The 23,235-nt window shown below is 54.1% G+C and carries 19 protein-coding genes and 5 pseudogenes; 17 read left to right on the forward strand and 7 right to left on the reverse strand.

The window, feature by feature from the left end; all coding sequences use genetic code 11:
* Positions 1 to 287: 287 nt before the first annotated feature.
* From tnpA to ACZ5A6_RS24520, 11 genes and pseudogenes are all read left to right on the forward strand, one after another.
* On the forward strand, positions 288 to 746 hold the full coding sequence (tnpA, locus tag ACZ5A6_RS24470) for an IS66-like element accessory protein TnpA (protein ID WP_112403215.1): 459 nt from the start codon (positions 288 to 290) through the stop codon (positions 744 to 746).
* A pseudogene (tnpB, locus tag ACZ5A6_RS24475) lies at positions 743 to 991 on the forward strand (IS66 family insertion sequence element accessory protein TnpB); the annotation flags it as partial. The gene tnpA and the pseudogene tnpB, both read left to right, overlap by 4 nt.
* Positions 990 to 1,771: pseudogene (tnpC, locus tag ACZ5A6_RS24480) on the forward strand (IS66 family transposase); the annotation flags it as partial. The pseudogenes tnpB and tnpC, both read left to right, overlap by 2 nt.
* 407 nt (positions 1,772 to 2,178) lie before the next feature.
* On the forward strand, positions 2,179 to 3,441 hold the full coding sequence (locus tag ACZ5A6_RS24485) for an ABC transporter substrate-binding protein (protein ID WP_112403219.1): 1,263 nt from the start codon (positions 2,179 to 2,181) through the stop codon (positions 3,439 to 3,441).
* A 67-nt stretch (positions 3,442 to 3,508) separates the two neighbouring features.
* On the forward strand, positions 3,509 to 4,375 hold the full coding sequence (locus ACZ5A6_RS24490) for a carbohydrate ABC transporter permease (protein WP_464111566.1): 867 nt from the start codon (positions 3,509 to 3,511) through the stop codon (positions 4,373 to 4,375).
* Positions 4,376 to 4,385: 10 nt separating this feature from the next.
* Positions 4,386 to 5,219, forward strand: coding sequence for a carbohydrate ABC transporter permease (locus tag ACZ5A6_RS24495; protein WP_112403221.1), 834 nt, complete (start codon positions 4,386 to 4,388; stop codon positions 5,217 to 5,219).
* A gap of 15 nt (positions 5,220 to 5,234) precedes the next feature.
* Entirely contained in the window at positions 5,235 to 6,296 is a 1,062-nt protein-coding gene (locus tag ACZ5A6_RS24500; RefSeq protein WP_112403223.1) for an ABC transporter ATP-binding protein, read from the forward strand.
* Positions 6,296 to 6,640 carry an L-rhamnose mutarotase gene (locus ACZ5A6_RS24505; protein ID WP_464111567.1) on the forward strand — a complete coding sequence of 115 codons (345 nt, stop codon included), beginning with the start codon at positions 6,296 to 6,298 and terminating at the stop codon, positions 6,638 to 6,640. Before ACZ5A6_RS24500 ends, ACZ5A6_RS24505 begins: the two co-directional genes overlap by 1 nt.
* Positions 6,641 to 6,659: 19 nt before the next feature.
* Complete coding sequence (locus ACZ5A6_RS24510; RefSeq protein ID WP_112403294.1) at positions 6,660 to 7,649, forward strand: aldo/keto reductase; 990 nt, start codon at positions 6,660 to 6,662, stop codon at positions 7,647 to 7,649.
* 121 nt (positions 7,650 to 7,770) lie between these two features.
* Positions 7,771 to 8,520, forward strand: a complete 750-nt coding sequence (locus ACZ5A6_RS24515) for an SDR family oxidoreductase (protein WP_112403225.1) — start codon at positions 7,771 to 7,773, stop codon at positions 8,518 to 8,520.
* On the forward strand, positions 8,520 to 9,425 hold the full coding sequence (locus ACZ5A6_RS24520; protein WP_112403227.1) for an amidohydrolase family protein: 906 nt from the start codon (positions 8,520 to 8,522) through the stop codon (positions 9,423 to 9,425). The genes ACZ5A6_RS24515 and ACZ5A6_RS24520 overlap by 1 nt, the downstream gene beginning before the upstream one ends.
* 790 nt (positions 9,426 to 10,215) lie before the next feature.
* Here the strand turns inward: ACZ5A6_RS24520 and ACZ5A6_RS24525 are convergent.
* From ACZ5A6_RS24525 to ACZ5A6_RS24545, 5 genes are all read right to left on the reverse strand, one after another.
* Positions 10,216 to 11,304, reverse strand: a complete 1,089-nt coding sequence (locus tag ACZ5A6_RS24525) for an ABC transporter ATP-binding protein (protein WP_464111568.1) — start codon at positions 11,302 to 11,304, stop codon at positions 10,216 to 10,218.
* Between the two features lie 17 nt (positions 11,305 to 11,321).
* On the reverse strand, positions 11,322 to 12,167 hold the full coding sequence (locus ACZ5A6_RS24530) for a carbohydrate ABC transporter permease (RefSeq protein WP_464111569.1): 846 nt from the start codon (positions 12,165 to 12,167) through the stop codon (positions 11,322 to 11,324).
* On the reverse strand, positions 12,167 to 13,093 hold the full coding sequence (locus ACZ5A6_RS24535) for a carbohydrate ABC transporter permease (protein WP_464111570.1): 927 nt from the start codon (positions 13,091 to 13,093) through the stop codon (positions 12,167 to 12,169). The genes ACZ5A6_RS24530 and ACZ5A6_RS24535 overlap by 1 nt, the downstream gene beginning before the upstream one ends.
* Before the next feature lie 74 nt (positions 13,094 to 13,167).
* The gene (locus ACZ5A6_RS24540) at positions 13,168 to 14,403 is read right to left on the reverse strand and encodes an ABC transporter substrate-binding protein (protein ID WP_464111571.1); all 1,236 of its coding nucleotides are present in this window, start codon (positions 14,401 to 14,403) and stop codon (positions 13,168 to 13,170) included.
* A 110-nt stretch (positions 14,404 to 14,513) separates the two neighbouring features.
* Complete coding sequence (locus tag ACZ5A6_RS24545; protein WP_464111572.1) at positions 14,514 to 15,200, reverse strand: GntR family transcriptional regulator; 687 nt, start codon at positions 15,198 to 15,200, stop codon at positions 14,514 to 14,516.
* Between the two features lie 83 nt (positions 15,201 to 15,283).
* Here ACZ5A6_RS24545 and ACZ5A6_RS24550 point away from each other — a divergent pair, with 83 nt between their 5' ends.
* Complete coding sequence (locus ACZ5A6_RS24550) at positions 15,284 to 16,420, forward strand: mandelate racemase/muconate lactonizing enzyme family protein (RefSeq protein ID WP_464111573.1); 1,137 nt, start codon at positions 15,284 to 15,286, stop codon at positions 16,418 to 16,420.
* Between the two features lie 144 nt (positions 16,421 to 16,564).
* Positions 16,565 to 17,545 (forward strand): helix-turn-helix domain-containing protein, encoded by a 981-nt coding sequence (locus ACZ5A6_RS24555; protein WP_112403235.1) that lies wholly within the window; start codon positions 16,565 to 16,567, stop codon positions 17,543 to 17,545.
* A gap of 111 nt (positions 17,546 to 17,656) precedes the next feature.
* Here the strand turns inward: ACZ5A6_RS24555 and ACZ5A6_RS24560 are convergent.
* A pseudogene (locus ACZ5A6_RS24560) lies at positions 17,657 to 17,881 on the reverse strand (transposase domain-containing protein); the annotation flags it as partial.
* 236 nt (positions 17,882 to 18,117) lie between these two features.
* Here ACZ5A6_RS24560 and istA point away from each other — a divergent pair.
* From istA to ACZ5A6_RS24575, 3 genes and pseudogenes are all read left to right on the forward strand, one after another.
* Positions 18,118 to 19,618: pseudogene (gene istA / locus ACZ5A6_RS24565) on the forward strand (IS21 family transposase).
* Positions 19,608 to 20,389: pseudogene (istB, locus tag ACZ5A6_RS24570) on the forward strand (IS21-like element helper ATPase IstB). Before istA ends, istB begins: the two co-directional pseudogenes overlap by 11 nt.
* A 772-nt stretch (positions 20,390 to 21,161) precedes the next feature.
* The gene (locus tag ACZ5A6_RS24575) at positions 21,162 to 21,473 is read left to right on the forward strand and encodes an ArsR/SmtB family transcription factor (protein WP_464111574.1); all 312 of its coding nucleotides are present in this window, start codon (positions 21,162 to 21,164) and stop codon (positions 21,471 to 21,473) included.
* A gap of 457 nt (positions 21,474 to 21,930) precedes the next feature.
* Here the strand turns inward: ACZ5A6_RS24575 and ACZ5A6_RS24580 are convergent, their stop codons facing one another.
* Positions 21,931 to 22,788, reverse strand: a complete 858-nt coding sequence (locus ACZ5A6_RS24580) for an NmrA family NAD(P)-binding protein (protein ID WP_112403296.1) — start codon at positions 22,786 to 22,788, stop codon at positions 21,931 to 21,933.
* Between the two features lie 86 nt (positions 22,789 to 22,874).
* On the opposite strand from ACZ5A6_RS24580, the gene ACZ5A6_RS24585 reads away from it, so the two are divergent.
* A complete protein-coding gene (locus ACZ5A6_RS24585; RefSeq protein ID WP_112403245.1) occupies positions 22,875 to 23,225 on the forward strand; it encodes a winged helix-turn-helix transcriptional regulator in 351 nt (116 codons plus the stop codon).
* Positions 23,226 to 23,235 lie beyond the last annotated feature (10 nt).

Genomic DNA, 23,235 nt, shown 5'->3' on the forward strand with positions numbered 1-23,235 from the left:
CCTGTCGCCCGCGACATGAGCTTGGGGATATTACACCGAGATATCCTCTCAGGTTGCTAAGGCTAATCCGACCCCGCCGTGTTAGTTTCCTGGCCTGCTCCCAATTTTCGGTGTGCGTTCGGCCAACACATTTCGCGAGCTGAGCGATCCAGGCGATGATCTGGCGTTAGTACCCGCATTAATGCTGGGATTAGATCGGGATCTTAGAGGTTGGCATGGCTCGCATGGAGATTATATCAGGCATTGAACGCAGGCGGCGCTGGCCGTTGGAGGTGAAGCGGAACGGAATGATTGGAGATCGCGCTGATGCCATGCTTGAAGTCATGGATGAAGCCAGGCATGAGGGAACATATCTTCGGATTGAGGTGATCACCGGTCGGCACCAGCGGCGAAATTGGACTGACGAGGAGAAGGCGCGCATCCTTGCGGAAAGCGCGGAACCTGATGTGAACATGTCGGCTGTTGCTCGGCGCTGGGGCGTCAATCGCGGCTTGCTGAATGTTTGGCGTCGGGATGCCGGGCTGACCTCTCGTCGCTCTGCCAAGACCTGCGCGCAGCAGCTGATGTTCGTGCCGGTGACCGCGGTTGACGATCGAACGTCGCCCGAACACTTGCCGTCGGATACCGCCCATTTTGCCGCAGGTCGGATTGAGATCGAGATTGCTGACGCACGCCTGACCATGATCGGCTCGGTGGCGCCCGAGTTAGCACAAGCGGTGGTGGCGGCTTTGCGGGGCCGCCGGTGATTGGTCTTTCACCGAGCGGCGTAAAAGTCATGGTGGCGACGAAGCCTGTCGACTTCCGGCGTGGCCTGGTGGCATTGGTGGCTTCGGCGCTTTCGGCTGATCCCTATTGCGGAGACGTGGTCGTGTTCCGCACCAATCGTCTCGACCGACTTCGCTGCATTTATTGGGACGGATCAGGCATGATCCTAGCGACGAAGTGGCTTGAGGCTGGCAAGTTCGTTTGGTCACCGATCCGCGATGGCGCTCCCGCGGCTTGATCCGGGGCGTAAGCGAACCAGGGTCTGCCAACTTTGGGCGCAGGCGATCGACGATCGGCCATGGAAAGGTCCTGCGCCCCCGGCAGTTGCCTATATCTTTGCCGAAAGCCGCAGCGCTCGCGAGGTCGAGGGGAAATTGTCGTCGTTTGCCGGCGTCCTTCAGGTCGATGGATACCAAGCCTATAAGACCATGGCCAAGCGCCGGGGGAAGAGCAATGTCGCCCCGATGCGGCTCGCCTTCTGCCCTGCCCGACGCAAGTTCGTCGAGGTCGTCCAGCTGACCCGCTCCTCGGAGGCGCTGTCGAACTTTACAAGCATTGCCGAGCTCTGTCGGATCGAAGCGAGACTGCGCGGCGAAAGTGTCGATATCCGGCTCGTCGTGAGGCGTCGCGAGGCAGCTCCTGTCACGAGAGAACTGAAGGTTCATCTCACCGAACTGAGCGACGAGGTGTCGGCGAAATCGGCGCTTGGCAAGGCCGTCACCTACACGCTCAATCACTGGAGCGGGCTGGCAGCCTTCCTGGAGGATGGCCGGATTGAAGTGGACTCCAATGTCGTCGAGCGCTCGATGAAAGCCGTGGCCCGACGAGGAAGAATTCGTTGTTCGGGGGCAACGCACGCGGTGGCAAGTCCTTCGCGGTCCTCGCATCGCTCGTCAACACCTTTAAATTGAATGGTGTGGACCCCGAGGCCTGGCTTGCCGATGTGCTGGAGCGCATCATCTCCGGCAAGGTGAAAGCCAGCGAAATGGAAAGTCTCCTCCCTTGATTCGTGTCACCGGAACTTAGCGTAAGCCAACTCGGCGCCCCGCTGTCGAGAGGCGAAACTGAAAAATGGTACTTTTTCCAGCCTCCCGTTTTCGCCCCTCATGAAACCGTCCTTTCCTGTTGCTCAGTCGTCGCACCGGACGGTTTGGGAAAATCGGGGCTTTTCTGATGCCGGGGCTTGTACAAACGCTGACCGTGATCTACTAAAAGAGATGACTGATCTATCAGAACGAGCTTGAGACCTGTTGGCACTCTTTCGTCTGGTCAAATCTCCTGAAGGATCTTCTGATGTGGTCGAGGATCAAAGCCCCCGTTCGGGACGTACTGGGTAGCGGAACAGGGGTTGCGTGGGGTGAGGGAAACCATCAAACGGCTTGGTACAGGACAGATGTTTTGGGAGGAAATGACATGCATAAGGCATTCTCTGTAATTCTTACGTTAGGAAGTATTGCGGTTGCAGAAGCCGCCGCTTCGCAAGAAGTGACAGTTTGGGACTGGAAGTCTGGCGATCCGGCGGCCTCGGCGTACTATGAGAAGGCCAAGGCAAATTTTGAGGCGGCACATCCTGGCGCAACTATCCGCTATGTTATGCAGCCGCTCGATCAATATTATACGCTGTTGGGCACGGCGCTATCATCGAATTCCGGTCCCGACTTGTTTTTGTTGAACGGCGGCGCTCAGGCGAAGGCACGTATTGGCGCGTTGTTAAAGCTCGACGACAAGGTTGCGTCCATTAAGTCTGATCTCGTTGGCTGGCCCGAGTTCACAGGTCCAGATGGCGGCTTGTATGCGATCCCGCTGTCGATCCAAGGCTTCGTCGTCTACTACAACAAGGCGCTTTACAAAGAGGTTGGGCTCGATCCTGAAAGCCCGCCCAAGACATGGGTGGATCTTTCCAAAGTTTGCGATGCCTTCAAAGCGAAAGGCACTGTGCCCTGCATTTCAATGGGAAATAAAGAGGGCTATGGTGTGGAGTTCTGGTTCTCCGCAATGGCTGCAAGCGAATGGACCGCGCAGGAACAGCAGCTGTTTGCGGATGGCAAGTTGCTTTGGTCCAGTTCCCAAGTCAAAGCGATCCTGCAAAGCTGGGTCGATGCGAATACTGCTGGCTGGTTCACTCCGGGTGCCAACTCGACCGCGAAATTCATGGACGAATATGAAAGCTACATGCGTGGCGAGGCAGCAAATACCATCGGCCTGATCTCCGATGTCGCCCATTGGAAGCAATTTGACGAGTTCCTCGGGGCCGACAACAATGGGGCATTTCTTCTTCCGACCCCAACGATTGCTGCTGACTCTCAAATCGGCCAGGCTATGATGCCGGTTGCCGGTGGTATCGGTTATGGCGTCAACAAGTCTTCCATGCATGCCGATCTGGCAGTCGAATTCGCGAAGACCCTGACTTCACCTGAGCCGATGCAAATTTTCTTCAGTGAAACCGGTGCCATCGCTTCCAACACGACGGTCGATACGACCAAGGTCGAAAGTCCCTCCGGCAAGCAAATCCTCAGCTGGCTTCGTTCGTCCGGCAGTCCCTCCGCGCACGCCAACGCAACAGCGAAAGAATTGGAGGAGTTTCATCGTCAAAGCCAGTTACTTCTCAATGGCGACGTCACCGTAGATGCCGCTGCAAAGCGCATGGATGAAGTGCAAGCGGAAGCCCGGAAATAAGTAAGCGTGCGTGCAATTAAGCCGGGACGTGAGGTCTCGACTCGTCAGTCGAAACAGGGGGTGGTTCTTGGGAAGCAGTGCAGAAAAACGGATTGGATTATTGTTTGTCCTACCAGCAATTGTGCTGGTGAGTGTGTTTAGGATATTTCCGCTGATCTGGGGGTTCTTACTATCCTTCACAGCTTCTGATGGCTTTAGCCCGTCCATGTTCGTTGGGATCGACAACTATATCGCCATATCGAATGATCCTGCCTTTCATGACAGCATCGAAAATACCTTAATCTTGATCGCAACTCTTCCGATCTGGGTCATGCTGCCCATGCTTCTGGCAATTCTTATTCACCAAGGTGTTCCCGGCGGGAAGATTTTTCGAGCCGTGTATTTCTTTCCCGCCGTGCTTTCGACAGTGATTGTTGGATCTATCTTCAACGTTGTGCTGCGTTTCGACGGAAGCCTGAATGCCTTCCTGAAAGCCGTTGGTTTGGTGCCGGTGGATTGGCTTGGTAACGGATCCACCGCGCTTGCAAGCCTGATTGCAGTGCAATTGTGGTCGACGTTCGGCATGAGCTTGCTGATCTTCATGGCAGGCCTTTCGACGGTTTCGAAAGAGCTGATAGAAGCGGCGCGCTTGGATGGGGCAAAGCCTCTCCAGATATGGATTCACATTGTTATTCCAGCACTACGCCCCATCATCGAGTTCGTCGCAGTGGTGACGACCATCGGCGTGCTCACCTCTATGTTCGGGCTCATCTACGTGTTAACGGCTGGCGGACCGGGTACGGCTACAACCTTGCCGGAATTCCTGATCTGGCTCGAACAGGGGAAGATGAACCGCCCCGGTTATGCGGCGGCTATCTCGATGGTGTTGTTCACGATGATGGCGGGACTCGCCTACGTGCAAATCCGCATCATGTCCCGAAACACGAACCTTTAGGAGAGAGGTCATGGCTGTACTTGCAAAGCGAGAGCGACGTCTCCTGTGGGCCGCATTCGTACCGATGACGATCCTGGCTTTATCGTGTGTCTATCCTGTATTTTTCGCGATTAATAATGCCCTTAAAACCAATAAGGGTTATATTCTCGATCGGTTCGGCATCGTCGCGGAGCCGACCCTTGACAACTTCGTGACGGCCTGGCAGCGGGCTCACCTGAGCGAGTATTTTGTCAATTCGGTCATCACCACGGGCGGGGCCGTCGTCATCTTGTTGGCTGTCTCATCTCTCGCCGGTTTCGCGCTGGCTATGCTGCGATTTCCGTTCCGGCGCCTATTGTTCCTCGTGATTTTGGCTTCGCTGATGATCCCGGTACAGGTCGTGCTTGTGCCGTTCTACAGGACCATGATCACGCTGGATCTGATCAATACCCGCATCGGCCTCATCATCTCCTACACGGCATTCTTCATGCCGTTCAGCGTCTATATGATGACGGCCTTCTATTCGCGATTGCCGCGAGAACTTGTGGAGGCGGCTCGCATGGATGGCGCTGCCATCCTTCAGATCTGGTGGCACGTAATGCTGCCGATGGGCAAGCCGGCGCTGATTACCTTGGGTATCCTTAATACACTGTATTGCTGGAACGATGTCCTGATCTCGCTGCTCGTGTTGCAGAAGGAAAGGACGGTCATGGTCGGCATCGCAGCCCTTCGCGGCGAGTATACAACCAATGTGCCGCTTCTCACCGCCGGGATCGTGCTCGCGGCGGCTCCCATCGCCATCATCTACGTGGTTTTCCAACGCCAGATCGTCGACGGCATCGCTGTCGGTGCGGTCAAAGGCTGAAAAACGGATATTTTTATGTCGCAGATTATATTGAACGATGTTCACAAGAAGTTTGGTGCGGTTAACGTCATTCGCGGCGTTTCCATGACGATCGAGCCGGGCGAATTCGTGGTTTTCGTTGGGCCCTCAGGTTGCGGTAAGTCGACGCTGTTGCGGGCGATCGCCGGTTTGGAAGAAATCACCTCCGGCGATCTCATGATCGGTGGCAAGCGAATGAATAATACTGAGCCGTCAGAACGCGGAGTGGCCATGGTGTTCCAGTCATACGCTTTGTACCCTCACATGACAGTTGCGGAGAACATGAGTTTTGGGCTGCGCATGGCTCATCGACCGAAGGCGGAGATCGACGCTAAGGTAAAGACGGCAGCCGATATTCTCCAGCTAGGCACCCTTCTTGATCGCAAACCCGGAGCGCTCTCTGGTGGTCAGCGTCAACGCGTGGCGATCGGCCGCGCGATTGTCAGAAATCCCGACGTGTTTCTCTTCGACGAGCCGCTTTCCAATCTCGATGCGGAGTTGCGTGTTCAGACCCGTGTCGAGATCGCGAAACTACACAAGACTCTCCAGAACACAATTATCTACGTCACTCACGATCAGACCGAGGCTATGACACTCGCGGACAAGATCGTCGTGCTTCGTGGTGGCGTCATAGAACAGATCGGGCCGCCCATGAGACTCTATGATGATCCAGACAATGCATTCGTCGCCGGCTTTATCGGGTCACCCAGAATGAATTTCATCAATGCGAAGGTTGGCCCCGATGGGCAATCGATACAGCTTGGCGACGTCACTGTGCCTTTGCCGGCCTTGGAGACGCGACGAATGGCCGGTGACGCGCTTCAGTTCGGGATCCGGCCAGAACACCTGGCGGAGGTGGGCCGCCTGAGCTTTCCAGTTGTCGTCGAGCTCGTAGAGCGGCTCGGGGCAACCGCTTATGTTCACGGTCGGCTTTCTACCGGGGAAACCTTGATTGCGGAGAGGCGAGATACCACGGCAAGCCCCGGCGACACGATTTCGTTGTCGTTCGACATTGCACGCGTCCGATTGTTCGACACAAATGGGGGAAGAGTACGTTGATGGTACAGCGCATGGGCATGGTAATCGGTCTCAAACAGGACCGCATCCAGGAATACAAAAAGCTGCACGCACATTCCTGGCCGGAGTTGAACAATGCGCTTTGGACCGCTGGCATCCGTAACTATAGCATATTTTTGAAGGAGCCAGAAAATCTTCTCTTTGGGTATTGGGAATATGTCGGCAATGACTTCGACGCTGACATGGCGTCCTTGCGTTCCCTTAAAATGACAAAACGCTGGCTGGAACTGACCGATCCATGTCAGCAACGTTTGTCGTCGGCAAGTGTCGGGGAATGGTGGAGCTTCATGGAGCCTGTCTACCATCTTCAGGAAACCTCCGAGTAGCCGATAGGGATCGATGACGATGCTTACACGCATGATCACCGCAACGGAAACCTCTCTAACCGAAGTCGGGTTTGGCTGCGCATCTATCGCTGGTTTATATCGCGCGTGCAGTGAGGAAGCCGCCCAAGAAACGCTTGAGTTGGCGTGGCAATCCGGCATTCGGTACTTCGACACCGCTCCATTTTATGGAGCGGGCCTCTCTGAAGAGCGACTGGGGCGCTTTTTGCAGACAAAGGCGCGTGCGGACTACGCCATCTCGACGAAAGTCGGTCGGTTGCTTCGGCCCGTTTCACCTTCTGAGGCGCCCGACTACGGCTTCATCGGCGGAAACCCATGCGTCGTTGAATATGATTACTCCGGAGCAGGCATTCGCCGTAGCATCGAGGCTAGCAGACACCGTACGGGGCTTGATCACTTCGACATCGTGTTTATCCATGACATCGGCATTGAGACACACGGCGCTGACCGCAACAAAGTTCATCTGTCGGCTTTGGTCGGGTCTGGTTTTGCTGAACTTGAGGCAATGAAAGCTGAGGGGATCATCGGGGCATGGGGCCTGGGTGTCAACGAGGTGGAGATTTGCCTGACGATTATGGATCATGTTCGGCTGCACTGTATCCTTCTCGCGGGCCGCTACACGCTTCTGGATCGCTCTGCGGAGGCATCTCTTCTCTCTCGCTGCGCGGAGCTTGGCACTGGACTCGTGGTTGGAGGCATCTTTAATTCCGGGATCCTGGCAACGGGGCCGGTTCCGGGCGCACACTTCAACTATCAAGAGGCCAGTGCCGATATCAAGGAGCGCGTTGCTATGCTGGAGAAAATTGCGATCGACTCTGGAAGAGATCTGGCTTCGCTGGCCCTCCAGTTTCCCTTGCGCAACCCACAGGTCGTTTCACTACTTTTAGGCTCATCCAATCCAGAAAGCTTGCGTCGCAACCTCCTATCACTGGAGCCGCGGGTGCCAAAGGAAGTCTTTGATGCCTGCACGGTTCACACTATCGGGCACTAGATCGATAGGCGGAGAAAATCTGGCTCCTGCATCATCTTCACTGCCTGGCCTGACTTAAAATGTATTCGACCCCCTACATCGTCAACCATTAAGCCAAAGCTCTTATAGACGGAATAGAACCATGAACCTGCACAATTACCGCGTTCTCGTGACCGCAGCTGGTCAAGGTCTCGGTCGTGCCAGCGCTCTTGCGCTGGCAGAGCTCGGCGCGGATGTGATTGCGACTGATATCAACGAAGCGCAATTGGAAACTCTTGTCACAGTTAATTCGACTATCAAGACACATCGGCTCGACGTCACTGACAGCATGGCGATCGAAGCTCTTTCCAAAAACATTGGCACGTTGGACGCACTCTTCAATTGCGCAGGCTACGTCCATAGTGGCACCATCCTAGACTGCACCGAAGAGGCTTGGGAGTTTTCCTTCGATCTCAATGTAAAGTCGATGTACCGCATGACGCGGACCTTCCCGCCGGCCATGCTAGAGCGCGCCAAGGAAACCGGTACGGCTTCGATTCTCAACATGGCATCCATGGCATCGTCCATTAAAGGATTTCCCAATCGCTTTGCTTACGGTACGACGAAGGCTGCGGTGATTGGATTGACCAAAGCTGTCGCCGCTGATTACGTTCGTCAGGGTGTGCGTTGCAATGCCATTTGCCCCGGCACAGTGGATACACCTTCACTTCGTGGGCGCATTGCAGAAGCAACTGATCCTGTCCAAGCCGAAAGGGATTTTATCGCGCGTCAGCCAATGGGGCGTCTGGCAACAGTTAATGATCTCACACCCATGATCGTCTACTTGCTTTCTCCAGAATCGCGCTTCGTCACGGGACAAGCACTTCTCGTAGATGGTGGGGTTACAATCTGATGGGTACTCCTAGCGGTTCCGCCTGCCGGGTTGACGCCCACTGTCATTTCTGGGAAATCTCGCGCGAAGATTATGGCTGGCTTACGCCGGAAAACGAGGGGATTGCGCCTCTCTATCGAGACTTCACCGCCAGTGACCTCGACCCGTTGGCGATAGAAGCCGGAATTCATGGTCGTGTGCTGGTGCAGGCCGCTCCGACCCTCAGCGAAACCTACTACCTGCTTGCGCTGGCGAGGAAGGATCCTTCTGCTATAGGCGTCGTTGGCTGGGTCGATTTGGAAGACGTTGCGTGCGTGGCCCAACTAGAGGAGCTTTCTACGGACCCCCTCTTTTTGGGTGTGCGCCCGATGTTGCAGGATATTGCCGACCGCGCTTGGTTACTTTCAAAGCCAAGGGCGGACGCAATGGATGCCCTACAACGCTTGAACATCCGGTTTGACGCGCTTGTTGATGTCCGTCACCTCGACGCACTCGCAACGTTCGTTGAGCGGATGCCAGAGTTACCTGTTGTCATCAATCATGCTGCCAAACCCCCGCTGTCGGCATCCGCAGGCGATGATATCCGTTTGGTGTGGTCGCAGAATATGGCCCGTCTGGCCCGTCACCCTAATGTGTTTGTAAAATTGTCTGGTCTTTTAACGGAAATGCCTCAAGAGGTAAGGCGCTCACCTGAAGAAGCAGCCAGAAATTTGCGCTCAACGTTTTCGGAGCTCATCGATCACTTCGGGCCGCAGCGCATCCTGTGGGGATCCGACTGGCCTGTCTTGACCCTTGTTTCTCCCTACGCGTTTTGGGATCGCGTCACAGATATTCTACTTGCGGATCTGGGCAACGCTGATAGAGCCGATGTTCTTGGAAACAACGCAAGGCGCTTCTACTCGATAAAGGCTGCGAACTCAACGTGATCGCAGCTACTTTCCGCCAGTCTGAGCTCCGCTACAAGTGAGTTTTCAATATTGTAGAATTTGTAGATCCAACGCAAAGCATTGACTACAATTGATGTTATGAAAGGTCTCTGCTCAAAGGGAAATGGGCATCCAGGATGCCGCGGTCGCCGCTGCGATGAGCCAAATCTGCGTCGAAGCAATAGTGCGTGTGACAAATGACTCTCGGAATAAAACCACGATGACCATGACGCTTCTGGCGCTCGTGACCCGGTGTTCGGGGGATTTAGTATCTCGGCGAGACGGCAAAACAGAAAACAGGCCCGCGCCAACATGATGTCATTACCGGCCTTCGGCTATGGCGAGGTGATTTCCACCGATGCGTTCCTCAATCGCTAAAACACTCTTTAGGGTCTTCAGCAAAAGAATTTCCACGACCGGTCGACCTTTGGGATCCAGCGCTCGCCATCACTGAATGGCCCGAAAGTTTAACCACCTCCATATCTGATGTGGGGTTTGTCCGATCCGCTATCGACACCATCGGGTAATCGAATAGTTGGCCATGAGACCCTGGTCGTCTCCCGTTATTGATCCGAGGAAGCCTGGGACGGGGTGAAGAGGAGATGTGAAGCGTACCTGCTCGCCCGCGTATTGAGGGCCGACGAGCTCAGGGTCGATTATGTTTTCCAAATAGGACGTGAAGCTATGTGCGATATTGCTCGTACTCGCGCTAATGCTGTCGAGATATGTCAGTTTCAAAACAACCATGCTCACCAACGAGAGTGTCAGTTGGATTGTCGCTCACGATCGATCACCGCACCAAAACATCAATCCGCTCTTCGGATTGCTTATCAAAAATATGAACGATCATAGGATCGATCAGAAAGTTGATCGGATCACCACGGTTGCCGATGAAACGAGGCGAGACACGCGCGATAACGCGTTGGTGTCCGACCAGCACAGTCACCATCGTATCAGGTCCTGTTGGCTCGACCAAATCGATAACGCCCTTCAGGTTCGCATGGCTTGCCTCGGAGAGTTTCATCTCTTCGGGGCGTAGGCCCAACACGACGGGTCTATCCTTAATTTTGCCATCAGCAACCCCACTGACAAGGACGTTTGCTCCCTCGGTTTCAAACCTTGTGCCATCAGGCCCGACGACAATTTGCCCATCAAGGAAGTTCATTGAGGGTGAGCCTATAAAGCTTGCTACAAAGATGTTTGCAGGCGTCTGATAGATCGTTCGGGGATCAGCAAGTTGCTGGATGGATCCACTCTTCATCACAGCGACCTTGGTTGCAAGCGTCATTGCCTCGACCTGATCATGCGTGACATACACGATCGTCGTACCGAGGCGCTCATGCATGCGCTTGATCTCTGCCCGCATCTCGACACGGAGTTTGGCGTCGAGGTTGGACAAGGGTTCGTCAAACAAGAAAAGCGCGGGATTACGGACAATTGCCCGACCCATAGCGACGCGCTGCCGCTGACCACCAGAAAGATTAGCAGGTTTTCGATCGAGCAGATGTGTGACTTGAAGCAGATCAGCCGCTTTTCGGACCGCATCTTTGCGGTCCTGAGCGTTCAAACCACGCATCTCTAGTCCAAAACCTATGTTTCGTTCGACAGACATTGTCGGATACAGCGCGTAAGACTGGAACACCATTGCGATATTCCGATCTTTTGGTGCAACGCCATTCACCACGGTCTCCCCGATCTGGATATCCCCGCTGCAATTGTCATCGAGGCCGGCGATAATGCTGAGCAAAGTCGATTTTCCGCAGCCGGATGGGCCAACCAGAACGAGAAAACCACCATCTTCGAGTTCAAGATTGATCCCATGGAGAACTGAAAGAGCGCCATAGGATTTACGGACGTCGCGCAACGAAAGTGTCGCCAATTTGGTATCTCCTGAGTTTAGCCTTTAACGGCTCCGGCCGTCAGACCGTGCACCATAGTGCGCTGAACAATTGCGAAAAGAACGATGACGGGGAGAATGCTGAGAATGCCGCCCGCTGCAAGGACGCCCCAGGGCAACTGGAATTCGCCCACCATTAGTTGAAGCCCGACCGGCCAGGTTCTGGACCCTTGTCCCGTCGTCAGCATCAGCGCGAAGAGGAACTCGTTCCATGCTGCAATGCCGACGAACACGGCGCTTGCAACAATCCCGTTCCTCGCTAGGGGGATGACGATCCTCACCATCGCTCCCAGTCTCGTTGACCCGTCAATCCTAGCCGCGCTTTCGAGTTCTCTCGGGGCGGCATCAAAAAAGCCTTTGAGCATCCACACGAACATGGGCAGCAAAATGCTAGTATAAGCAATTGCCAAGCCAACACGGCTATCAATGAGACCAACGCTGCGCATCACGACATAAAGGGGGATAATCATCATGACTGCCGGAAACATCCGCACCATGAGGTAGCCGAGGAGCAGTTGGTTTCGCACCGGAAAAGAAAACCGCGAAAACGCGTAGGCTGCAAGTGTCCCAGTGACCAGACAAATAGTAACGGTCAGCAAAGTCACCACAGTGCTGTTTCCGATTAAAACCGGGAAACCTGATTGATCCCATATCGCAGCATAATTCTGGAAAGTGATCCTTGTCGGAACGTATTGCATATTTTGCGTAACGATATCCGCTTCCAACTTGAAAGATGTTAAAAACATCCATAGCACGGGCCCAATGCAGAAAATCGAGAGTAGAGTCAATATTGCGTATGTTGCAATATTCGCAATGGTAAAGCCGTTACGTGCGCCTGTTTTCATCACAATTGATCCTCGTTGATCTTTGAAATCCGCACATAGAAAAAGGCAAAAAGCATCAAGATAATGAACATCACAACCGAGAGCGCGCCGGCGTAACCAAAGTTGAAATCCTTGTAAGCGGTTTGGAACGCATAGAGAGACAGTACCTGTGTCGCGTTTCCAGGCCCTCCGCCGGTTAGGATCAAAAGCAAATCGGGAGAGTTGACCAGACTGATCACCCTCAGAATAACGGCTGCAGTTATGACGGTCTTCAACATCGGAAGTGTAATTAGTCTAAGTTGTGCCGTGGAGCTCGCACCATCGACGGCCGCTGCCTTATAGAGGTCCTGGGGAATGGATTTCAGGCCTGCCATCAGCAAGAGCGCAAAGAATGGAAAGCCATGCCAAGCTTCTACAAGAATGGTTGCCGCAAGAGCGGTCGCGGGATCCGCAAACCAAGCCTTGTAATGTTCCAACAGTCCTACTTTAACGAGGATGTCGTTGATGAGGCCAAGTCTCGGATCGAGAAGAAGGGCCCACATATGTCCAGCGACGACGTTCGGCAGAAAATAAGGCAGTAGAATGAGCACGCCGAAAATTCTCGTTCCCGGTAAATTGCGGTTGAGGCAAATCGCCGTCACAAGTCCGAGTGCCAGCTCCAGTGCTGTTGCCGCGGTGACCCAGATTGCGGTATTCTTCAGAGCGATCCAGAAAACCGGATCATTCCACATCGTGGAGTAGTGCTTTAACCCGACCCAGCCCGCGAGCGCCGGGCGTGTTAGGCGCATTTCCCTGAAACTGATGATGATCCCGTAGATTGTTGGGTATCCAATCACCATCAGAATAATGAGCAAGCTCGGTAACAACAGGAGGTAGATCCAAAAACGCGTTTCGGACAACTCACCGAGCGCGTGGACGGGCGAAGGAAAAATTGGGCTTGATTTCATAAACTTACGGCAATCGAGCGCCGCCCCTCATATTTTGGTGGCTCGGCGATGATCGGTCGCCAAGCCCACCATTATCATTTTACGGCGGCATCAAGTCCTGCGATCATGGTATCTACTGCCTGTTCGGACGTCGATTGTCCGGTCAGTACGGACTGAAATGCAGGGTTCACGATATTTTCCGCCCATCCAGCCAGCCCGACGAAGCTGTTTGGCAACCGTCCGAAGTTGAGGGTCTCGGTCGCCGCTGCGTAGATCGGGTTTGCCTTGATCCGGGGGTCTTCCAGCGCTGCGATGGAAGCTGGAAAATAGCCGGTTGCCTCCAGCAGCGCGATAGCCGCCTCTTTCTGTCCCCAAAAGCTGACCCAGTCCCAGGCGGCGTCGATATTGTCGCTCTTCATAATCCCGTTTCCAGCGTAAGCGACACGGGCGATGCGAGCCTTTGGACCCGCAGGCATCGCGGCTGTCCCCAACTGCTCGGATTTTAAGGCCGTAGAAATTTCATGCAGTGAGCCGGTGTGGTGCCAGACCATGGCAGTCTGACCAGTGCGGAACGATTCCATGATTTGGCGGTAGCTGTCATTTGGCGCACTGGGCGGCACGACTTTTTCTTTGACGAAGAGGTTGGAGTAAAACGTGATTGCCTCAACGGCAGCCGCCTTGTCGATCGCTGGCTGACCATCCTTCATGATCGGCGAGCCAAACGCCTCAATGACGTCTATGACATACTTAAAAGCGCCCGCACCACCACGCATACTGAACGCATAACGCCCCTTCGATGGGTTCGTAAGCTTGCGGCAAGCTGTCAAAAACTCATCGTAAGTCTTGGGCGGACCAGAGAGCCCAGCTTGCTCGAAGTAATCCTTCCGGAAGTACATCCAGTCGACAAAGGCGAAAGACGGTACAGCGTAGATCTTTTCATCGCTCGTCAGGCCTTTCCAACGATTGTCGGGAAAGTTTTCTTTGCCCGGCCAAGCATTGACTCGGCTGCTGATGTCGACGAGGCCATCCATTGCCAACAAGTCAGCAAAGCGTTCCGCAATAACCATAACGGTATCTGGGCGACCGCCAGCGACAACAGCGGAGGAAATTTTCGCCATGAATTCGGAATTCGGAATGCCCTCTTGGGTCACCGCAATATCAGGCACCGATGCCTTATACAGTTCCAGGATTTTTTGAAGACCTGCGGCCTCAGACTGGCTGGCGAAGTGGTGCCAGTAATTGATCGCGCCGGCGGCGTCGGCGCTCCCAATTCGCCCCAGAAACGCTGCCGCGGCACTCGCAATGAGAAACTGCCTCTTACTAAGTTGCATGACTTCTTCCTCCCAAAAGATATCAATATAATGATCTGATCGATCAGAAGAACTTAGTAGCAGGATATTTAGTGGTAAGCAATATGGGTTGAGCAGCCCTTGCCCTAGCGTTAGCCAAACCCAAGTGTTCGCTGCGTTGCGGCCTGAAAGTGAGCCTGGAGCGCGGCTTCGGCCTTATCGGCATCATGCGAACGACACGCCTCAATGATCTCCAGATGTTCTCTGAGTGTTCTCGTGACAACAGGGGCGGTGAATCCCTGTTCAAGCCGCAACAGTCGCAGATAATTGTGAATTCGACGGTAGTTGCTCGCGATCAGTGGATTGTTCAGAGCCGCTACGACCGCACCGTGGAGGCTTTTTTCTAGAGCATCGATCTCTGTGAGCAGGTCTACGCTGAACCCGTCCTTTTCAATTGACCGTATCACACGCAAATGTCGCAATTCCAAGCTTTCTAATATCGTTTCATTCGGTTGCTCCGCAAAGACCCGAACGGCAGCGCGCTCGATAATCGCACGAAACTGGTAGGTCGCTCGCGTAAGCTCCATGCCCGGTCTGACAAACTGTATGCCCGAGCGAGGATGAATGGTCAGGATCCCTTCGGTCTCCAGTATCCGTAGCGCGTCCCTGAGGGGTGCAATGGGGACACCAATGATCGTCGAAAGTTCGTTTTGGGAAATAAAACCGCCCACCGGCACTGTCCGATTGAAGAGTCCCTCAAGGATCCTTTCATACGCCGTATCGCTTAGACGAGGCGCTGCCGACGGGTTCTTTTCTAGCGTTTTCGATTTTGGTGCCACTTGCCATGCCTCCAAGGCTGCGATATTAGATGGTAGCATCTGATAGATCAGATAAAGACTTAAGTGTTCAATGAGAGTGTTGTATGACCCTATCGTCTTTCCGTATAACCCGCTTTCAATTCGCTCGCGACAGAGTAATTGGTGACAGTCAGGTCAAAGCAGACGATGTAAACGTCGCGGCGCTGGAACTGATATCCGACAGCGGAGAGATTGGACTGGGCTTCATCCAAGTCTTGTTCACCGTTCTGCCAGACCAGGAGCAGATCGAACGCCTCTTCGAAGCGGAGGTGTGGCCGGCGATCAAGGGACGAAAGGCTGTTGCCATCGTCCATCAGATCAGGCGGCCGCGAGGGGGTAATCAGCGCAGTCATTCATTGCCGTTCCACGAGGCGGTTCAGGTAGCCCTGTGGGATTTGGCCGCTAAGGAAGCGGGATTGCCACTCCATGTCATGCTTGGAAGCCAGCGGGACCGCGTTAAAGCATATGCCAGCGGTCTCGATTTCCATCTTGATGACGAAGCCTTCGTTTCGTTGTTCCGTCATGCTGCCGCGCTCGGATATGAAGCATTCAAGATCAAGGTGGGCCATCCAGATTTTAATCGAGATCTTCGTCGCCTTGAACTTTTGAAAACCTGCGTTCCTGTCGGCTCCAAAGTGATGATCGACCCAAATGAAGCGTGGTCGTCCAAAGAAGCCGTTATGAAGCTTGAGGCGATACGAGATTCCGGCCATGCGCTGTTGTGGGTTGAAGATCCGATCTTACGTCACGATCACGAAGGCCTCCGGACGCTTCGGCACGCTGTTACGTGGACGCAGATCAATTCCGGCGAATATCTCGATTTGCATGGCAAGCGGTTGCTCTTGGAAGCGCACGGGACGGATATTCTGAATGTGCATGGTCAGGTTACCGACGTGATGCACATTGGCTGGCTGGCCGCAGATATCGGAATACCGATCTCGCTCGGCAATACCTTTCTCGAGATCGGTGTCCATATGGCGGTCGCCCTGCCAGAAGTCGAGTGGCTTGAATATTCGTTTCAAAATTTTGATCATTTGGTGGAACAACCCATTGAGATCAAAGAGGGTTATGCCTATGCGCCAAATCGCCCTGGTCATGGTCTCGTCTTGAGCGAGACTGCGCGGCGGGAGTGGAGCAGGCCGCGTTGTCTTGCGCGGGATGAATTAGGCGAAGCCCCTATGAATCAGCGTATGCAAGTCTGACACAGAAAATGCAGAGTGCTGGCGACCATCAAGTTCTTGCAGGCCTAGCCGCTAGCTGGACCGGCGCTTCGAGCTTGCACGTCGAAGCGAGATAGCACTCGTTGGCGCAAAACGGTAACTCCCAGTGAATAGTGTTGAAATCGAATGATCGATGCCAAACTTCCACCAAATTTTGTGGAATTCACCAGCAGCGATCCTGAACTGGCATCCGAGATCACTTCAGGCATCTTCGACAATCCCAAGTACTCGGCCCTTCCACAGAGTGTTGGCTTTCATCACTCGATCTGCGTTGCATCTATCGATGACATATATGCTTGGCAGACATTCTCGTCGACAGGATTTCTTCTCAGTACCGAGGCACCACGGTATTCTCGATTTGAACTTCACTTTATTGAGTCGGGCTCCTGCACGTCAAAAACTATGGAACGTGTGGTTGAAGCCAATGTCGGCGATGCATTACTACTTAAAGATTTCAGCGGACATGATCTGATCTGCCAACCCGAGACGTCCCGAATCGGTGTTGCGATACCATTGGCCCGGTATAAACGATTGGTCGGCGAAGAATTCGCTGATCCAATCGGAGATCTCTCAGCGATGCATTTGTCGGCGAATTGCCGACTGCCCGGAATTCCGTGCCTCAAGCAGGCCACAAAGCTCTTGATTTCTGTCAGTCGCAGCGAGACGGCAGCCAACCGCTCATCAATTGGAGCACATTTGCTGACGGAGGCGATCTTAGCGTTGTTTATCGAAAGCTGGCCTAGAGTAGGCGGTGCCCGAAGCACACAAGGGGCAAGACCATTTTATATCAAGCGCGCGATCGAGTGGATGCACGCGCATGCTGCGGCGAAGGTCACCCTCGAAGATCTTTCGGTTGTATCAGGCGTTAGTGTTCGGACGCTTCAACTTGGATTTAGGACATTTTCCGGTCTAAGCCCGATGGCGTATTTGTTGCAGATCCGACTAGAAAGGGCTTACAAAGATCTTCTTACAGAACCCAAAAATGTCACTATTGATGAAATCGCAAAGCGCTGGGGTTTTTCCAATCCAAGCAAATTCTCCGGCTACATTCGCCAGAAGTACGGACGAAATCCTTTTGCCATACGCAGAGGTTTAAAGGAAGCCTGAGTGAGTGTTCAGGGATCCGCTGGCGGACCTGTTTAAATGTAAACGCGATTTTCTTCGCAGGTTGACACGATCGTCACCGGTATATCCGGGGTATTGGTTCGGATTTGTTTGTTATGCTTGCGGTGTTTTGCTGGCGAAGTTGAACGGCAGGAGGTCGTCAATTCCGACGTCGGGAGCGCGCTGTGGCAACTCATGCAGCACGTGACGCAGCCAGGCGAGCGGGTCGACGCCACAAGCGCGGCAAGTCAGCATGAGACTGTAGATCACGGCGCTGGCCTTGGCTCCGTCGACGGAATCGCTGAACAGCCACGATTTCCTACCGGTGGCAACTCCCCGTTCATTCTGCCCATGTCGGCGACGAAGTCGAGGTCTATTACCGTTGGCATCCGTATTTTGGCCATAAGGTTTCCATTCGCCGCGTTGAAGAACGAGCGACAGGTCGCTTTTTGAAGGTTTTGGTGTTGGTTTGCACGCGGAACTGAGCCGGTTAGGCGCATAATTTCCATTGAGAATTGAGCCATGTGAACCTTCCCCCCAACGCGATGAGCGACGGGGGCAACGGAGTGATCCACATGGGACTTTTAAACATCATCCGTCGGATGGCGCTGCGTGAGAAGCAGTCGACCCGGGAGATCAGCCGGCGCACCGGGCTGTCGCGCAATACGATCGCGAAATATCTGAACGCCGGTACGATCGAGCCAACATTCACGATACCGGAACGACCGAGCAAGCTTGATCCTTTTGCCGATAAGCTGGCGGCTTGGCTGAAGACCGAGGCCGGGAGGTCACGCAAACAGCGTCGAACTCTAAAGCAGCTTCATGCCGATCTGGTGGTTCTCGGCTTTACCGGCTCCTATGGTCGGGTTGCCGCCTTCGCCCGTGATTGGCGGGCTGACCGGCAACTTCGTCCCGCTGTCTTTCCGCCCGGGCGAAGCATTCCAGTTCGATTGGAGTGAGGACTATGCCGTGATCGGCGGCGAGCGCACGAAGTTGCAGGTCGCACATATCAAGCTATCGCACAGTCGGGCTTTTCTGGTCAGGGCATACCTGCTGCAAACGCACGAGATGCTCTTCGACGCCCACTGGCATGGCTTCCGTGTGTTCGGCGGCGTGCCTGCTCGCGGCATCTACGATAACATGAAGACGGCGGTCGATCGCGTTGGCCGCGGCAAGGAGCGACAGGTCAACATCCGGTTCCTTGCGATGACGAACCACTACGTGTTTGCGCCTGAGTTCTGCAATCCAGCGGCCGGTTGGGAAAAGGGTCAGGTCGAGAAGAACGTCCAGGATGCCCGACCACGCTTGTGGCAACAGATGCCAGACTTTCCAAATCTGATGGCTTTGAATGACTGGCTGGAGCAACATTGCCAGGAGCTGTGGCGGGACACGGCGCATGCCACCTTGCCCGGTTCTATCGCAGATGTTTGGGCCGATGAGCGAGCAGCATTGATGGCATTACCGACTGCATTTGACGGCTTCGTCGAGCAGGGCAAACGCGTCTCACCAACATGCTTGATTACCTTCGAGCGGAACCGCTACAGCGTGCCTGCATCATTTGCAAACCGGCCCGTCAGCCTGCGGATATATCCCGAGCGCCTGGTCGTTGCGGCCGAGGGAAACATTCTATGTGAACACGCACGGGTCATCGAGCGCAGCCACAGGCTACCCCGGACAATCTATGATTGGCGACATTATCTGACGGTCATCCAGCGCAAGCCCGGTGCCCTGCGCAATGGTGCTCCCTTCCTGGAATTGCCGTTTGCCTTTCGACAACTGCAGGACCAGATGTTTCGCCGTCCCGGTGGTGATCGTGAGATGGCCGATATCCTTGCCCTCGTCCTTCATCACGACGAACAGGTTGTCGTCAGGGCTGTAGAACTGGCTTTGGATCAAGGCGTGGCAACCAAAACGCATGTGCTGAATCTTCTGCACCGTCTGATCGACGGCAAGACGAACGACGGTCCCGACGTCGATACGCCACAGGCACTGACCTTGCTGCGTGAACCCAAGGCCAATGTAGAACGCTACGATGGCTTGCGCGCCCGGATCGTGGGAGGTCGCCATGCGTCATGATCCCGCCAGCGCCGCCGTCGTCATCATGCTGCGTAGCCTGAAGATGTATGGCATGTCTCAAGCAGTCACGGACCTGATCGAGCAAGGTGCTCCCGCCTTCGACGCTGCCGTGCCGATCCTGTCCCAGTTGCTGAAAGCCGAGATGGCTGAGCGTGAGGTCCGCTCCATCGCCTATCACATGAAGGCTGCCCGCTTCCCGGCCTACAAGGACATCTCCGGGTACGACTTCGTCGCCAGCGAGATCAATGAAGCGACGGTGCGCCAGTTGCACCGATGCGAGTTCATCGACGGAGCGCAGAATATCGTGCTTGTCGGCGGACCGGGCACAGGAAAAACGCATATTGCGACCGCCCTCGGCGTCCAGGCGATCGAGCATCACCGCCGAAAGGTCCGCTTCTTCTCGACCATCGAACTGGTCAATGCGCTCGAGCAGGAGAAGGCTAAAGGCAAGGCAGGCCAGATCGCGGAGACGCTGGTTCGTCTCGATCTGCTCATCCTCGATGAACTCGGATACCTTCCGTTCAGCGCCTCAGGCGGAGCACTGCTGTTCCACCTGCTGAGCAAGCTCTACGAGCGCACCAGCGTCATCATAACCACCAACCTCAGCTCCAGCGAATGGGCCACGGTCTTCGGCGATGCCAAGATGACCACGGCTCTGCTGGACCGTCTCACACACCGTTGCCACATCCTGGAAACGGTAACGACAGCTTCCGATTCAGGCCAGCTCGGCGGCAGCAGCACAGAAGAGAGGAGAAAAGGCCAATCCCTTGACCAAACCCTGATCAGAAAACCATACTCAGAGGTGGCTCACTTCTCGGTGGAAAAACCGGCTCAGTTCCGCGTGGAAACCAACAACATGATCTTTCTGTTTGAAATCAATGCGGCTTAATATTTTCCAATCAGCGCCGTTGACTGGAACGTATTACATATGCGGATGAAAAATACAAAAAGCGAAAAAATGTAAAAATAACGCAACAAAATAAGAAATATATTCAAATATATTACAGCGTTTTCAGTTTATTATTAAGTTCCACTCCAGCTTTGAGTGATATTGATATTGTTGCTCGGATGTCACGAGCGCACCGTTGACGCGGCTACAAGGCATGATGCTGGCGGCCGTTGGAATTGTGAAAAAGGACATGATGTCGTTGAGTTCGCTATCACCAAAATCCGAGGAGATCAAAGAGCATGGAGCTCAATGACATAATCCAAAAATGCGCTACACGAAAAGCGATGCGCCAACGCGCAATTCGAAAGGCACTCTTTGAGATGTGGCAGGGTGTCGACCTAGATAAAATATATGCCGTTGTTTCACTCGATAAGATCTATCGCTTTTCGTCAGGGGGTACTGAGCAGCAAAGCGAAAAGCCATAATAACGCGTTGGCGAAAAGGTCAACCGGGGCTAATGACAGGGGGAAGAGAACACATCCTCAGTTCGTCAGCCGTTCCGCGCCCAGTAACGTCAATGAAGTCGCCTAAGCTTTAGTTATGGCGCTTGTGACGATCCCAATTCAAAGATGAATAACCGCGAGACAATTCATTGTGCAAAGCTGTAAAATATCCAATTACGACGAGGCCGCGAGGTTTCTTTTTGTACTTGCAAATAGCAAGCGGTTAACAATGCTCCGGCTGCTCTTGAGCACCGAAATTCAAGTCGGAGAGCTTGCAAACATGACTGACCTAAGTCCGTCTGCCACATCACAGCATCTTGCCCTGATGCGAACTAGCGGTCTTGTAAAGACAAGACGCGAAGCCCAGACAGTATACTATTCTTGCGACTCCGTGGCGATCGAGAGGTTTCTGGAAATGTTGCTTAAGCTGCCACTGTCCGTCGAACCTGATCCGGACTGCTAAAATCAAAGGTCCTCGCTGGGATACGGTGATAGGGGAATGTCATAAACGGTCACGCTGACATAATTGAGCCAAGGGGGCTGCTTACTGCCATAAAAAATTCGCTCGGGTGATCACGTGTATCAGATGTCTGGATTTCAAACACGTCCCGGTTGGACCAAGAAAGAGGAGGTGAAGCGGAATCCGGTGTAAAAGGGTTGAGGTCATAGAATCTCGTTATTTATACGATGCTTGCCACATTTCCATCCGTGCACCCAATTGGCGGAATGAGTTTATCGCTCGAGTTTCACAACCGTTGTTGAGTATTTCGTGGTCGAAGCTGCAAAGCAATACGAAGCGACCGGCACGCGTGTTGCCACAGTTGTAGTAAATCGCCTAACAGCGCCATTCATCTGTCTTCCTAGCTAGTCTTCGGTCGCCTCATGCCGAGTCGAGGCGACCTTCGCCATTATTTCGGAGGTCAGGCGGATACGTCAGCCAACCACTTGTCGACACTACGCGGAACGACGCCGACAAGTCGCTGCGCACTTGTTTCTTCCGCGATCACATTTTCATCGACTGTAGCGAGCGCGAAGTAGAAGGCGGCGACATTGGTGGCGGCCGGACCCAACATGGGTTCCAGCAATTTGCGGAAGTCCTCCGGTGACTGTGCCTCGAATTGAACGGGCCGATTGAACCGGGCCGCGAATCCGTGAGCCAGTTCAGCGCCACGCAAGCCGGGGAGGTGTCCAACGCCGACAATACCGGTGACCGCATGATCCGTGAGCAATTTCTCGGCAACGTCTGCGATGTCAAGGTGGGAACTCCAGGATACCTTAAGAGCAGCAGTTATCGGATAAGCGAGAACACCTTTCTGTTTTACACCACCCAATACCATGGGCAGGAGGAGATTTTCCAGGTAGAGCCTAGGGGCCACGATGGCGTGGGATATCTGGCTTGCGGTTATACCCCGCACAAGTATTCCCATAGCACTGTCATCAGGCACCTGAGCCGACGATCCAGGCTGGTCGATGACGGCGCCACTGGTCGAAACGATTACGCGCTTGGGCTTGGCTTCGGTGATCGCTTCCAGGAAATTGCGCGCATACTCGAGGCGTAGAGCTTCCGGCGCCTGCGGGAGATGGAAAAAGATCCCATCCGATCCAGTGTAGGCCGCCACCAATGAGTCCAGTGAGCTGTTGTCGATCGCGATGCTAGGTTTCCCGCCGTACTTGGACCGATCTCGGACCGCAGCAAGCACGGGTTGCCCTTTAGATCGAAGAAGGTCAAAGAGTGGACCGCCTTGTGCTCCAGTCGCGCCATGAATGATGAATGACATTGCTTGCTCCATTGCAGTTGCAGGTAGGAGGCCATTGGTGCATTATCTGCATCAGTTATGTCAAATGCACTATTGGAAGAAAATTCATGACAGCGAAAAAACTGCCATGCTGCGGGGTCGAGCGATTTCTAGTGCTTCTTGACGGTCCCTGGGCAACATTGATCGTCCGTGAGTTGCTAGGCGGGCCGCGGCGCTTTACCGAGCTGCGCGGCATGCTGCGTGGTATCAGTGCAAACACGCTGACACACCGCCTAAGGCGTTTTGAAGAGCATGGTCTGGTGACGCGCATGGCATATGCAGAAACGCCTCCCCGTGTCGTCTACGAACTGACCGACCTTGGACTTTCGTTGCACGATATTCTTTATGCCATGAAAGACTGGGGTGATGCGCTTCCTGATAGGGTACTCAACAACAGCACTATCCGGCTTGTCGAATAACAGCGCGGAG

The organism is Agrobacterium sp. 6Ca8, assembly GCF_055382765.1.